12 protein-coding genes are annotated in these 13,486 nt (G+C 38.2%); 7 read left to right on the top strand and 5 right to left on the bottom strand.

The window, feature by feature from the left end; genetic code table 11:
• The first annotated feature begins 412 nt into the window (after window positions 1-412).
• The 6 genes from ABFU83_RS03305 (at window position 413) to ABFU83_RS03280 (ending at window position 6,145) form a co-directional block, all read left to right on the top strand.
• Window positions 413-889, top strand: coding sequence for a hypothetical protein (locus ABFU83_RS03305; protein WP_347068925.1), 477 nt, complete (start codon window positions 413-415; stop codon window positions 887-889).
• 201 nt (window positions 890-1,090) lie between these two features.
• On the top strand, window positions 1,091-1,594 hold the full coding sequence (gene azu / locus ABFU83_RS03300; protein ID WP_347068923.1) for an azurin: 504 nt from the start codon (window positions 1,091-1,093) through the stop codon (window positions 1,592-1,594).
• A gap of 34 nt (window positions 1,595-1,628) precedes the next feature.
• A complete protein-coding gene (gene nadA, locus ABFU83_RS03295) occupies window positions 1,629-2,561 on the top strand; it encodes a quinolinate synthase NadA (RefSeq protein WP_347068921.1) in 933 nt (310 codons plus the stop codon).
• A 16-nt stretch (window positions 2,562-2,577) separates the two neighbouring features.
• Window positions 2,578-4,095 carry an L-aspartate oxidase gene (gene nadB, locus ABFU83_RS03290; protein ID WP_347068919.1) on the top strand — a complete coding sequence of 506 codons (1,518 nt, stop codon included), beginning with the start codon at window positions 2,578-2,580 and terminating at the stop codon, window positions 4,093-4,095.
• Between the two features lie 11 nt (window positions 4,096-4,106).
• A complete protein-coding gene (gene ric / locus ABFU83_RS03285) occupies window positions 4,107-4,832 on the top strand; it encodes an iron-sulfur cluster repair di-iron protein (protein WP_347068917.1) in 726 nt (241 codons plus the stop codon).
• A gap of 86 nt (window positions 4,833-4,918) precedes the next feature.
• Window positions 4,919-6,145: a hypothetical protein gene (locus ABFU83_RS03280; protein WP_347068915.1), complete on the top strand. Its 1,227-nt coding sequence runs from the start codon at window positions 4,919-4,921 to the stop codon at window positions 6,143-6,145.
• On the opposite strand, the gene ABFU83_RS03275 is transcribed toward ABFU83_RS03280, so the two are convergent.
• From ABFU83_RS03275 to ABFU83_RS03260, 4 genes are all read right to left on the bottom strand, one after another.
• Complete coding sequence (locus ABFU83_RS03275) at window positions 6,129-6,731, bottom strand: SCO family protein (protein ID WP_347068913.1); 603 nt, start codon at window positions 6,729-6,731, stop codon at window positions 6,129-6,131. The two genes, ABFU83_RS03280 and ABFU83_RS03275, sit on opposite strands and share 17 nt — an antisense overlap.
• A gap of 34 nt (window positions 6,732-6,765) precedes the next feature.
• Complete coding sequence (locus ABFU83_RS03270; RefSeq protein WP_347068911.1) at window positions 6,766-7,542, bottom strand: formylglycine-generating enzyme family protein; 777 nt, start codon at window positions 7,540-7,542, stop codon at window positions 6,766-6,768.
• A gap of 2 nt (window positions 7,543-7,544) precedes the next feature.
• Window positions 7,545-9,002 carry a copper-containing nitrite reductase gene (nirK, locus tag ABFU83_RS03265; RefSeq protein WP_347068910.1) on the bottom strand — a complete coding sequence of 486 codons (1,458 nt, stop codon included), beginning with the start codon at window positions 9,000-9,002 and terminating at the stop codon, window positions 7,545-7,547.
• A 270-nt stretch (window positions 9,003-9,272) separates the two neighbouring features.
• The gene (locus ABFU83_RS03260; protein ID WP_347070194.1) at window positions 9,273-10,172 is read right to left on the bottom strand and encodes a helix-turn-helix transcriptional regulator; all 900 of its coding nucleotides are present in this window, start codon (window positions 10,170-10,172) and stop codon (window positions 9,273-9,275) included.
• A 193-nt stretch (window positions 10,173-10,365) separates the two neighbouring features.
• Between ABFU83_RS03260 and ABFU83_RS03255 the strand changes: the two genes are divergently transcribed.
• Entirely contained in the window at window positions 10,366-11,427 is a 1,062-nt protein-coding gene (locus ABFU83_RS03255; RefSeq protein WP_347068908.1) for an NAD(P)-dependent alcohol dehydrogenase, read from the top strand.
• 335 nt (window positions 11,428-11,762) lie between these two features.
• On the opposite strand, the gene ABFU83_RS03250 is transcribed toward ABFU83_RS03255, so the two are convergent.
• The gene (locus ABFU83_RS03250) at window positions 11,763-13,478 is read right to left on the bottom strand and encodes a S41 family peptidase (RefSeq protein WP_347068906.1); all 1,716 of its coding nucleotides are present in this window, start codon (window positions 13,476-13,478) and stop codon (window positions 11,763-11,765) included.
• Window positions 13,479-13,486 lie beyond the last annotated feature (8 nt).

Raw genomic sequence — 13,486 nt, 5'->3', positions numbered from 1 at the left:
TTTCCATGGTGTCTTTTTACATTTGAGTCGCTTCCAAAACTTAATTGTTTTTTCCTGCTTCTTGTAAAAAACCTGATAATCGATTCAAATAAATTAGACATGGGAGTTTAAATTTGCGCATCAAATATATAAAATCGCAACATATAACACATTTTAACAGATAGTATTTAAGACAAAAAGCACATAATAATCGATAAACTTACATTTTAACACAATTGTTTAAAAATACAACAATTAACAGCTACTCAAAATAGGTATTTTCCACCTTTCTTACGAGCTTTCCTACAGTCTAATTTTATTGTTTTTGACGTCATATTTCGGGATTATGGAAAACCGTAATTCCTTCTTTGCTTTTGATCCTAATTTTGCCATACCACTATAACATTTTGTATAATAAAACTTTTATTTCATTATGGCATTCCTTACAGACTTAGCAAAAAGTTTTGCATACTCGGCAGCAAGACAGGCCGGACGCAATTACGCCAACTCACAAAGCTACTCCTATGTCGCTTCCACAAATCAACTGCAGTCGGCAATAGACAATAACGCTCTAAAGCAAGTCAAAGAGTATATCGATATCAAATGGTTTTGGGCAATAGTCCTTGCTTTCCTTATACCGTTTGTAGGTTCGGGAATCCTATTCTATCGGAGTTATATCAACTTTACCAAAGACTATAAACTCATGTATTATATGCAAACCCAGGAAATTTATAAAGGAGACGCACGTTTCCGGACTGGTCAAAGGCATATGGGGCAACGCGAAATTAAAGTCGAAACTAAAATCGATATTAATCAAGAAAAGAAAGCCAGTAACCAGATTAAAGCTTGGGGCTATTTAATAATTGGTATTTCAGTCCTGTTCTTTTATATCACTGTATTTAGTCGATAACCCAATCCAATAAGGAATACACAAGCTGTCTCCAGATGAGGCAGCTTTTTTTATGCACCTACTCTGTACAAACTCATTTTAGTTATACAATAATTTATCCCAACAAAAGCTAACATTTATCATATTTTATATTCCGGATACGGTTTTATTTTGCTCTTCCTAAGTAGGTTAATCAAAATAAATAACCATAAAATTTCTATTATGAAAAAGTTTATACGTCTTTCGGTTCTGGTCAGTATCATCACAATGGCTACTGCCTGCAAAAACCGAAATGAAACAACCGTTCCCGAAACTACTCCGGTAACCGAACAAACCGAAGCCATTACTACATCCGCAAACACCCTGGAAATTGAATCCACCGACCAGATGCAGTATTCCACTAACGAACTAAAAGCTGGCGTCGGTACTATAAAACTAACGTTACAACATACCGGTACGATGGATAAAGCCGTTATGGGACACAATCTGATCATTCTTAAACCGGGTACTGATATTGCCGCATTTACGCAAAAAGCCGCTCTGGCCAAAGCAACGGACTATATTCCGGAATCGGAAAAAGGAAACATTATCGCCCATACCCGATTACTGGGCGGAGGCGAATCTGACACGATTGAATTTAGCATTTCCGAACCGGGAACATATGATTTTTTATGTTCCTTCCCGGGTCATGCTGCCTTAATGAAAGGGAAACTTGTTGTAGAATAAACCGGCTATCGTCTAAACTCCCGAATAAAATATCATGAACGAAACCACCCTCATTGCCGAAATCAACCGGTTACGACAGGAAAAAAATGCCGTTATTCTGGCGCATTATTATCAGGAGAAAGCCATTCAGGAAATCGCCGATTTTGTAGGCGACAGTCTTGAATTATCCAAAAAAGCCGCCACAACCGATGCCGATATTATCGTATTTGCCGGTGTGCATTTTATGGCCGAAACAGCAAAAATCCTAAACCCGGATAAAAAAGTACTACTGCCGGATTTTAACGCCGGTTGTTCGCTGGCCGATGGTTGCGATCCGGACGATTTTAAAAAATTAAAAGACCAATATCCGGATCATACTGTGGTGACCTATATTAATTGTTCGGCACGTATCAAGGCGTTGAGTGATATTGTTTGCACATCGTCGAATGCCAAAAAAATCATCGCTTCGATTCCAATGGATCAGAAGATTATTTTTGCCCCCGATAAAAATCTGGGAAAATACCTGATTCAGGAAACCAACCGGGATTTAGTTTTATGGGATGGTTCCTGTGTGGTACACGAAGCCTTTTCGTTAGACAAACTAATCGATTTGTACAATCAACATCCCGGTGCCAAAATTGTAGCCCATCCGGAATCGGAAGACCATATTTTAAAAGTCGCCCATTATATCGGTTCCACATCCGGGATCATTAACTTTATTAGAGAAGATCCGGGAACTGTTTATATCGTAGCTACCGAAGCCGGAATACTCCATCAACTTTCCAGAGATGTACCGGATAAAACGATTATTGCCGCGCCATCGTTACAGGAAAACAGCTGTTCCTGTAGTGAATGTGCCTATATGAAAGTGAATACGCTTGAAAAACTATTTCGATGTCTTCTAAACGAATATCCTGAAATAAAAATCAGTGATACACTACGAACCGAAGCGCTAAAGCCAATTCATCGCATGCTGGCACTTTCCTAATTTCAATACCTATATTATGGAAAAAACGGATATACTTATAGCCGGTTCCGGAATTTCAGGATTATTTTTTGCGATTAAAATGGCTAAAAAACGTCCCGATCTTTCCATTACCATTTTGACAAAAGCATCGGCCGACTCGACCAATACCCGCTATGCACAGGGAGGAATTGCCGTCGTAACCAATACGGAAGAGGACAGTTTTGAGCAACACATTCGTGATACACTTCAGGCCGGAGGTGGTAGTTGTGATACGGAAATTGTTCGTATGGTTGTGGAACAGGCTCCGGAGCGATTACAGGAATTACTAAATCTTCAGGTCGATTTTGACACCACTGTTTCGGGAGCGTGGGATTTAGGACTGGAAGGAGGGCATTCCCATCACCGGATCCTGCATCATAAAGATCAGTCCGGACTGGAAATGGAACGAAAACTATTATGTCAACTACGTCAGTATCCCAATATTGTACTGTTCGAAGACTATTTTAGTATTGATCTGACAACAGAAAACAATAGTTGTACCGGAATGATCTATTATGATAAAATCCGTGGTACCGTAAAACACATCCGGTCCCGAATTACAGTGCTTTGTACCGGTGGATGCGGACAACTTTTTCAAAACACGACCAATCCGGAAATTGCCACCGGCGATGGTGTAGCGATGGCTTTCCGTGCAGGGGCTGTTATAAAAGATATGCAGTATATTCAGTTTCATCCGACCGCTTTATACGAAACCGGTAAAAATCCGCTTTTCCTGCTATCGGAAGCGGTTAGAGGTTTTGGCGCACATATCATTAATCATAATTACGAGCGTTTTCTTTATAAATACGACACCCGCGGTGAACTGGCTACGCGCGATATCATTTCGAAAGCAATCGGATCGGAACTACACAAAACAGGCGAAAAATATGTTTTTCTCGATTGTCGTCATCTTAACGCCAAACGTTTTTACGAGCATTTTCCATCTATTACCGATTATTGTCTGAAATCGGGATTTGATCCGGCCAAAGAACCGATTCCAATTGTTCCCGCCGCACATTATCAATGTGGCGGTATACAAGTGGACAAAAATGCACGAACTACAATACAAAATTTATACGCTGTTGGAGAATGCGCCCAAACGGGATTACATGGAAAAAACCGACTCGCATCTAACTCCCTACTGGAAGCCTTGGTTTTTGCCCATCAGGGCATGCAATCGGCACTTAAGACAATCGACTCCATTCGGTTTTCAACAGTAATCACTTTAAATCAACAACCAATTAGCTGCTATTCGACATCACCATCAATTAAGCCTTTAAAAGCGTTATTACAAAAAACAATGACGGCGTTCTTTACTACAGAGGCATCGGATATAAATACCGTTCGGAATACACTAAAAAAACTAAAACAAAAAGCCGATTCGCTATTTAAGAATCACGACCGGAATTGTTTCCCCACTCATATTGAATTTAGGAATATGCTAACGGTTAGCATGATCCTACTGGAACACAGTCATATCAACACTCCCGAAATCGAGTCATTCACTACATCTTAATTTTTAAACGTATGAAAATTAACAATCAGACCACTATCGGAGAAATTGTCGCCCATGATTTCAGAACTGCGGCTTTATTCTCAAAATACAAAATTGATTTTTGCTGTAAAGGTGATCGTACACTGGAAGCCGTTTGCACTAAAAAAAACATCTCTCAAAAAGAGCTGATCGACGCGTTGGAAACCCTTTTAAAAAATTCGAAATCCTATGTTACCGATTATGGACATTGGCCTTTGGATTTACTCATCGAGTATATCGAAAATACCCATCATCATTATGTAGAAGAAAAAACACCGGTATTGCTTCAATTTCTGGACAAACTTTGTAAAGTACACGGAGAAAAACACCCGGAACTAATTGAAATCAATGCCCTTTTCAGCGAATCGGCCGGAGAATTAGCGATGCATATGAAAAAGGAAGAACTGGTACTTTTTCCTTTTATCCGACAAATGGTAAAAGTCAAACAAGAAGGTTCCGAACTAAAACGCCCTCATTTTGGTTCGGTTTCGAACCCTGTGACCATGATGCGACACGAACACGATACCGAAGGGGAACGTTTCGATAAAATTGCCACACTTACCAATCAGTATACGCCACCTGCTGATGCGTGTAATACCTATAAAGTTACATATGCGATGCTTCAGGAATTCGAAAACGACCTGCATAAACACATACACCTGGAGAACAATATACTGTTCCCAAAAGCGATAACACTGGAAGCAGACTTTAACAACTAGCATCCAAACACAGAAATTACTTCGCTTTAATTTCTGTGTTTTTTATTCTACTACAGTTATTTTAAAACCCGGTGTAATTCTGCCTGATGCCAAAAAGTTGGTTTATTATAAGTCTTCTGAATTTTTTTGTTGCAGCGCTAATGGGCGTTTTACTGCGACTGGCAGCTATCGTCCCTGTAAACTGGAACTATCTTTTTCTACTACACGGTCATTCCCATACCGCTTTACTTGGATGGATATACCAGATGTTATACCTTTTGCTACTGAATAACTTTTTACCGAAAACAAAGCGAACCTCCCCCTATTATTCCCGTTTATTCTGGGTCACTCAAATAGCGGTGTTTGGAATGATGGTCAGTTTTCCGATACAGGGATACGCCTTATATTCTATTATTTTTTCCACGATACATATTTTTTGCAGTTATTTTTTCTGTTATAAAATCTGGAAAGACCTGTCAGAAAAGAGATCTTATGATAAAATACTACTAAAAATTGCACTGTTATTCCTGTTACTGTCGACTTTTGGAGTGTGGAGTCTGGGAATAACTGGTACTAAAAATGCTCCGTTTTATCAGGCCGCTATTCAGTTTTTTTTACATTTTCAATTTAATGGCTGGTTTATTTTTGCAGTACTCGCCCTTTTTGTCAACCAATACCGAAACTTTTTCCATACTATCAATCCCCATAAATTCCATTATTGGGTTAGCCTACTTATAGTCGGCACAGTTTTTACATATGGCTTATCGTTAAGTTGGTACTTTCCACATCCGTTATGGCTTTGGGTTAACGATATTGGCATACTCTTTCAGCTTATTGCAATTGGAAGTGGTATACTTTATTTTTTAAAACGCAGCATTCCATCCGATCGAAAAACACCTTTAACGATCCGCTTCTTATTACTTTCCGGTTTTATTTCCTTATGGCTAAAAATCCTTATACAATTGACTACATTTTGGCCGGAAATAGCAACCGCATCTCATTATATCCGGAATTTCACAATTGGTTTTATACACCTGATCATGCTTGGAATAATCAACAGTTTTCTATTCTTTTTTGCGATGCGTATTCAATCGTTTTCATTTCTAAAAAACCGGATTTCCCAAATTGGATTATACCTGTTTCTTATCGGTTTTATAACAACCGAAATACTACTGTTTGTACAAGGCTTTTATTTTTATATCGGAAAAGGAGCTATTTCGTATTATAACGTATCCCTTTTTATCGCTTCGCTTCTACTACCTACAGGATTATTTTTAGTACTTATCGGAACCTTATTCTTTAGAAAAAAACATAAAACTAATCGACTTTACTAACTTGCTCTATAATTTTAGTAACGATTGTATCATAGGACGTACTAAAACCTTCCTGTTGAAATACCAACTCCCCTTTCTTATTAAATACACTGGTAATATTGGAATGTGAAAAATCGATCGGAGCTATTTTTTTATAATTTACGCCCAAAACAGCCGCAAACTCCCGGGTATTTTCTTCTGTCGATTGCAGAAATAGCCATTGTTTGCCTTCCATTTTGTTTTTAATTGCAAATGCTTTTAACCGTTCCGGAGTATCCGTTTCCGGATCGATACTAATTAAAAGAAAACGCACATCCGATTTATATTTTTCAGGTAGCAGTTGTTCAATCTGCCGCATATCGGCTACCAAACGCGGGCATGCGGTTTTACAGGAGGTGTAAATCATCACCATAACCAATACGTTCCCTTTCAGCTCTTTCATTTCAATATGTTTATTATCTTGTGTCGTCCATTCAGACGGAAGGTTAAAAACTGAGAGTTCCGAAATAACCTCTGTTTCGATTTTCATATTTGTCTCTTCCTTTTTCGAATTACAACTTTGTAATCCTACCAAAACTATCCATACAACTATTAGTAACTTCTTCATTATCATTACATTTTAACGACTTATCTAGTTCGTTTTACTTTACATCACAGGCACATCGGAAACCAAGATTTCGTGACGAATAATTTGCTTTTAAACTGGATCGAAAAGCATAGCGCATAAAAGCAGCATAATTCATTAAATCGGTTGCATTAACAGAAGCTCCGCCACAAAACAAACTGGTATCAGTATCCCTATTTTTTCGGGATTCACCCGAAAGGAAAATGCTATTAAAATCAAAAGTCCATTCCCAAATCAGACCATACATATCGTATAATCCCCAATAATTCTTACATGTTTGCCCTACGGATCTATTAAATGTGTTCCTTTTTTCATACCATCCCAGGATATAGTTATTATAGGCCACTTTGGTTCTGGCATCCCGATGCTTTTGATCGGCCATAGCGGCATATTCCCATTCATCCATTGCAGGTAACCGCTTTCCCTTATATTCACAATATTTTTTTGCAGCAAACCATGAAACATTCGTGACCGGTGCTTTACCATTATTCTCACCATAATCCAAATCATTCTTCCAGTACTCCAAATAGCTTATATCGGCAAAAATCCTTTTAATCACCGAACGTCTGTAGGATGCTTTTTCCTTTAAAAAGGACAGATACTCTTCATTTGTAACCGGATAAATATCCATTTTAAACGCGTCTATCGTTACCGTTTTTTTGTTCACATCACCGTAAAGTGGCACAAAACTTCCTTTTTTTATCAGAACCATTTTGGTATTCTGAGCATTCAGAGAAACGAACAACAAAAAGAATAGTAGAAAAAAGAACGCTTTTTTATCTCCTTTATACATTTTTATTCTTTCTTCTTTGTCTTTTGTTCTTTCACCATCGCAGTGGTAACGTTTGTTTTGTTATTGTTCCAGTTGTTGTAAACATAGGTGAGAACATCTGCAATTTCATCATCGGTCAGGTTCAGACTGGTCATTATATTTTTATATGTTTTTCCATTTACTGTGATTGTACCGCTTAATCCATTCAGCACCGTTTTGATAGCTCTGTTCACATCCTTATTCAGATAGTCCGACTTTGCCAATGGCGGGAAGACATTCACTACGCCCTGTCCTTCCGATTGATGACAAGGCAAGCAGGTTCTGCTGTATATGTTTTTTCCTGCGGTAATCCGCGCATCAAGTGTTTGCACCCTGTTTTTTTTCGGTGTGTTTTTATCTGTAGGTAAATGTTGTATCGTTCCTCCTTCCGGCAGGTAAATCCCTTCCTGAATCGTTCCCGAATAAATGGTCTTATCTTCCGGTCCATCTACCTTTAACATTCCCAGGGTTCCTTTATTAAAAGCTCTGAAAATAGAATGATCCACAAGAATAAATGTTCCCGGCACGTCTACTTTAAACTCCACAATAGCAGCTCCACCTGCCGGTATTAATGTTGTTTGAATATCCTTATTGATCACACTACCTCCTTCAATATGAACGCGATCAAAAATTTCACCAATCACATGGAATGAAGACACCAGATTCGGACCTCCATTACCTACAAACAACCGAACCGTTTCATCAACATTGGCTGTTAGTGCATGCTCTCCTGTTAAAGATCCCACTTTACCGTTAAAAACGACATAATCCGGATTTTCACGAATCGCTTTTGTCATATCAAAAGGCTGCACGCCCGGTTCACCATAATCTCCTTTTGTATAAAAATCACCCTGCATAACATAATATTCCCGGTCAACTGCTGGCAATCCTCCCTCCGGTTCTACCAATATCAACCCATACATCCCATTAGCTATATGCATTCCTACAGGAGCCGTTGCACAATGGTAGACATACAAACCCGTATTCAAACATTTAAAATCAAATACTTTTTCGTGACCGGGTGCCACCAGCGAGGACGTTGCTCCACCACCACTACCCGTTACAGCATGTAAATCAATATTGTGCGGTAATTTATTATTCGGATGGTTTTTTAAATGAAACTCCACTTCATCGCCAATTCGGGTTCTGATAAAACTACCGGGTACCGAACCTCCAAACGTCCAATAAACATAGGTAACGCCATCGACCATTTGCCCTTCCATTTCTTTTACCTCCATGTTGACAATTAACTTTGAAGCCTTTCTGTTTGCCACCGGTTTCGGAACCATTGGTGGTGGCGTTAGGTCGGCAATTATTTTTTCCGGTAGTGCAACACTGTTATGTTCTTTAGCCGGAGTAGTTTCTTTACAACCGATCATTACTATCATAACGATCAAGATTACACCATAAATCCTTTTAACACTTTCTCTCTTTGTTTTCATATTGCGATACTTTTCTTTAAAATTCAACTTTATGTCTGTTAAAATTAAAGTTGGAAAATGCCATTTAGTATGATTTTTATCATTCTACACTTTCTTAACTATAAGCAATATTCTAATAACCCTATTTTTTTAGTATGAGGAGCGTTATACAGGAATCCAATTTGTCTTGTTTCTGTTCCAAATATTACCTATCAAATGCTACAACTCAAGAGGTCAAAAAAATACCCGTAAAAGACATTACGGGTAAATTTTTAGTATTTGCTATTCTGATTAATTATTGTGAATCCGGTATTCGTTAGGCGATTGTCCTACATGTTGCTTAAATGACCGGCTAAAATGTTGCGGATATTTGAATCCCAATTCATAAGCAATCTCACTCACCGATTTATGCCGGTCGAACATTCGCTCCTTAGCAGTATTGATCACTTTTGACTGTATATATTCCTGAGCGGATTTACCGGTTTCTTTTTTGATCAGATCTCCAAAATAATTGGCCGATAAAAACAACTGCTCGGCACAATATCCCACAGAAGGTAATCCTAAGGTCTGTGGTTTGTCCGATTGGAAATAGTCGTTCAGTACGGTTTCAAAACGTTCCAATATTCCTTTATGAGCCGTATCCCGGGTAATAAACTGTCGGTCGTAAAAACGTACGCAATAATTCAGGAACAATTCGATTGTATTTACAATCAGTTTTTTACTGTGTTTATCGATAGGTTGTTCCAGTTCCTGATTGATTTTTTGAAAACAATCGATGATAATTTTCCGTTCATTTTCAGACAAATGCAGCGCTTCGTGTACTTCATATGAAAAAAAGCTATACGTATCGATATGGCGTCCCAATGCCGTTCCGCGAATCAGATCCGGATGAAAAACCAGTGCATATCCCTGAGGCTGGTATAATTCTCCGTTATTTTCGATTCCCATAACCTGTCCGGGAGCAAGGAAAACCAGAGTTCCCTCCTGATAATCATAATAATTACAACCATAACGTAGATTTCCGCACTTTACATCTTTTAGAAAAATGGTATAAAATCCAAAATTCAATCGGATAGTAATCTTTTTATCCGACTTCGAAAGGTCGATTACGCTTACCAACGGGTGCCTGGTATCCGTATTGTAATAGGCATTGTATTCGCTTACGCTATCAAATCGTACGATATTTTCCATGATCATTTTATTTCGGGAATCAAAGTTATTGCATAATTTTATTGTATGTACCATGCCATTATTATAATCAGTAATATTGGTAGGTAATTCCGTAATCCATATACGCCCCGTTTTAAAAATAGATTGGAATTTTGCAACGTTCGTAAGTATATTACCCAGCTAAAAACAAATCACATAAAAACTAAAAATCACTATGGAAAAATTTAATGTAAAGGCATACGGTACCCATGCTATCGAAGCCGATTTGGAATTACTAACGATTCCGCGAAGAGAGGCTACGGCTAATGATGTTGAAATTGACATTTTGTACTGTGGTGTTTGCCATTCCGATTTACACACGGCTCGTAACGATTGGGGAGGTACGGTTTATCCGGCTGTTCCGGGACATGAGATCGTGGGAAAAGTTACAAAAGTAGGTAGTGCCGTAACCAAATTTAAAGTAGGCGATCTGGCGGCTGTAGGCTGTTTGGTGGATTCCTGCCGCGAATGTGAGCATTGTAAAAATGATCTGGAACAATACTGTATTCCGGGATTTACCGGAACATATAACAGTCCGGACAAACACCTAGGGCTACAGACCTATGGCGGCTATTCCGAAAAAGTTGTTGTTGCTGAACATTTTGTACTAAAAGTACCTGAAAATCTTGATCTTGCTGCCACTGCTCCATTACTTTGTGCCGGAATTACCACCTGGTCACCATTACGCCACTGGAAAGTAGGCAAAGACAGTAAAGTAGCGGTAGTTGGTTTAGGCGGATTGGGACATATGGCGATCAAACTGGCCAAAGGATTAGGAGCGCATGTTACCTTATTCTCCCGATCACCTAAAAAAGAAAAAGATGCTTTTGCTTTGGGTGCAGATGAAGTGATCATCTCAACAGATGACGCACAAATGGATACTGTAAAAGGCAAGTTCGATTTGATCATCGACACAGTTCCTTATGTTCATGATGTGAACCATTATATCCCGAGTCTAACCGTTAGCGGTACTATTGTATTAGTTGGTTATCTTGGAAATCTGGAACCGATGCTCAACACTGTTCCGATGATTTTGGGTCGAAAATCAGTTGCCGGTTCGGTTATTGGTGGAATCGCCGAAACTCAGGAATTACTGGATTTCTGTGGAAAACACAATATCACTTCCGATATTGAAATCATCAAAATGCAGGACATTAACGAAGCTTATGAACGGATGCTAAAAAGCGACGTACGCTACCGTTTTGTAATTGATATGGATTCGCTGAAAAACAAATAAGCTGAAAAACAAAAAGGATGGGATTTTTGAACTGCCCCCAAATAGTGTCTAACTTTTTGGGGGCACTCTATTTCTTTCCATCCTTTTTTATTACAAGGTTATCATAGAATCATTTTTTGATTGTTTTCGACATTTGTTTTCAACAACAATCTATTCGGATCCAATGCTACAGCAATTGTTTTTTGTTTTAGTTTTAACCGGTATTTTCCAAACTGTTTTTCGCAATAACCACCGTTTTAGCCGTTCCGTTTTTATAGATTAATTCCATTCCAACAGCTTCCTCAAATACCCTAATTCTCCGGTTACCGTTATTTATATATATTAATTATTTTTTTTTATTTTGAAGACAGGTGGTTTACAGCCGCTTCCATTACCCGATCTACAAAAGTATCCGGAGCATTTTCCATCTGTGTTACTTCAGCATCGGTCGGAGGTGCTACATAGATGTCTGGTTTTATCCCGACACCTTCTATTATTTCACCATTAACATCTTTTACAGCAGAAAAAGGCATATAAAAATAAAACCAGTTATCGGCTATATTACCGACGACTCCACCATTAAAATCTGCGGGATCGGATGTAATACCGGCTGTTGCTCCATAAGTATAATCTCCGATAGAAACAACATGATTCCCCTGACTTTTCAGCAATAACACCGTTATTTCCGACATGCTGGCACTATAATTATCGGTCAAAATAGCAATAGGGATGTTAGACGGAATACCGCCTAATTTATGAGGTTTTGTTTTTTGTGGAATCCAGGGAGTATAGTCAAATCGTCCATTTCCTTCTTTTGTTCTTTCATAAGACCATATAGTACTTTTTGTGACCAAACGTTCTATAAAAAATTGTAAATCTTTTAAAGCTCCACCACCATTACTTCTTAAATCAAGAATCAGCTTTTTAATCGTTCCTTTATGCAATGGATTCAGAAGATTCTGATAAAAAGAAGCCCGCTCAATAACAGCTATAACGGCTGTTTCAAAATCATTCATATTGCGTTCATTTCCAATATACTGCTCCATTTCACTTATAAACCAATCAATATAAGGCTTACTTTCAGGAGTCAGAACAGTGGCATAGGTCTCCTCCTCATAATAAACCGGCAGCTCATCATATTTGATCAATGCGGATCGTGCAGCCTCCAACAAATCGTCAGACATGATTTCCGTTGCCATAAACTGTCTGCACTGGGTCCTGAAAACATTTAACTCCGGAGCTATTATAAAAGCGTCCCACTTACTTTGTATATCCCGAGTAAGCACTTTTACATTTTCTCTAACTGTAAGATCTGTGATTCTTCCCAGCAAAGGGTTATTTTCAATGTTACGAGTTCGTAATCCCAATTCATTCGGATTGCTATCGTTTAAAAATTTAGAGCTTAGAAATTTTGTCAGGTCGCTTAAATACAGTGAAAACGAATCATAGGTCAAATAATAGATATCCGGATTTTTTTTTACACTTCCCATCAGGTAAGTAATAGAAAGATCACTCTTTTTTACCCCCGGTATCAGCGTATACTTCTGACATATGGTATCATTTCCTAAATAATTTTTTATATATCCAAGCTTCGATGAAAACATATAACTATTTGCGTGTTGTTCTTTCATTCCACCCCGAAATCTAAAAACACCATACTGATAACGATTTAAAGGTATCCTTATCTTTACAAAAAAATGCCTGTCAATAATCGGATTTATAATATCGATAAAATAGTGTATGGCTTTAACTTTGTCAGTATCGATTTCATTTTTATCGTCTGTACTTCTGCCAAAAGTTTTTAAAGCTGAAAATTTCGGATAATATTCATTGTAAATAGCGTCCCAACCCTTGCCATCCTTTCTTTTTTGCTCATAAAAATAACTGTAACGCTGATCCATAACTGTCCAGAATACTTTGAAAAGATCTGCATAAGATTTAACATCATCCTTAGTATACTGTTCCGGTGCGCTAATTGGATATTTATCATCCAGTTCACAAGCGTTAAAAATCAGTATCGCTAGTAGTACTCCTAAAACAAAAGCTGTTTTTTTATATAATTTTAGATACATAATCCATC

This window comes from Flavobacterium sp. WV_118_3 (assembly GCF_039778605.1).
Taxonomy (GTDB): Bacteria; Bacteroidota; Bacteroidia; order Flavobacteriales; family Flavobacteriaceae; genus Flavobacterium.
The sequence above is the reverse complement of the archived record's forward strand: the minus strand, read 5'-3'. Positions and strand labels throughout refer to the sequence as shown.

Excerpts from the sequence above, each read along its gene's own strand:
- ABFU83_RS03305 (WP_347068925.1), top strand. The coding sequence starts at position 413 with ATGGCATTCCTTACAGACTTAGCAAAAAGTTTTGCATACTCGGCAGCA.
- azu (WP_347068923.1), top strand. The coding sequence starts at position 1,091 with ATGAAAAAGTTTATACGTCTTTCGGTTCTGGTCAGTATCATCACAATG.
- nadA (WP_347068921.1), top strand. The coding sequence starts at position 1,629 with ATGAACGAAACCACCCTCATTGCCGAAATCAACCGGTTACGACAGGAA.
- nadB (WP_347068919.1), top strand. The coding sequence starts at position 2,578 with ATGGAAAAAACGGATATACTTATAGCCGGTTCCGGAATTTCAGGATTA.
- ric (WP_347068917.1), top strand. The coding sequence starts at position 4,107 with ATGAAAATTAACAATCAGACCACTATCGGAGAAATTGTCGCCCATGAT.
- ABFU83_RS03280 (WP_347068915.1), top strand. The coding sequence starts at position 4,919 with ATGCCAAAAAGTTGGTTTATTATAAGTCTTCTGAATTTTTTTGTTGCA.
- ABFU83_RS03275 (WP_347068913.1), bottom strand. The coding sequence starts at position 6,731 with ATGAAGAAGTTACTAATAGTTGTATGGATAGTTTTGGTAGGATTACAA.
- ABFU83_RS03270 (WP_347068911.1), bottom strand. The coding sequence starts at position 7,542 with ATGTATAAAGGAGATAAAAAAGCGTTCTTTTTTCTACTATTCTTTTTG.
- nirK (WP_347068910.1), bottom strand. The coding sequence starts at position 9,002 with ATGAAAACAAAGAGAGAAAGTGTTAAAAGGATTTATGGTGTAATCTTG.
- ABFU83_RS03260 (WP_347070194.1), bottom strand. The coding sequence starts at position 10,172 with ATGGAAAATATCGTACGATTTGATAGCGTAAGCGAATACAATGCCTAT.
- ABFU83_RS03255 (WP_347068908.1), top strand. The coding sequence starts at position 10,366 with ATGGAAAAATTTAATGTAAAGGCATACGGTACCCATGCTATCGAAGCC.
- ABFU83_RS03250 (WP_347068906.1), bottom strand. The coding sequence starts at position 13,478 with ATGTATCTAAAATTATATAAAAAAACAGCTTTTGTTTTAGGAGTACTA.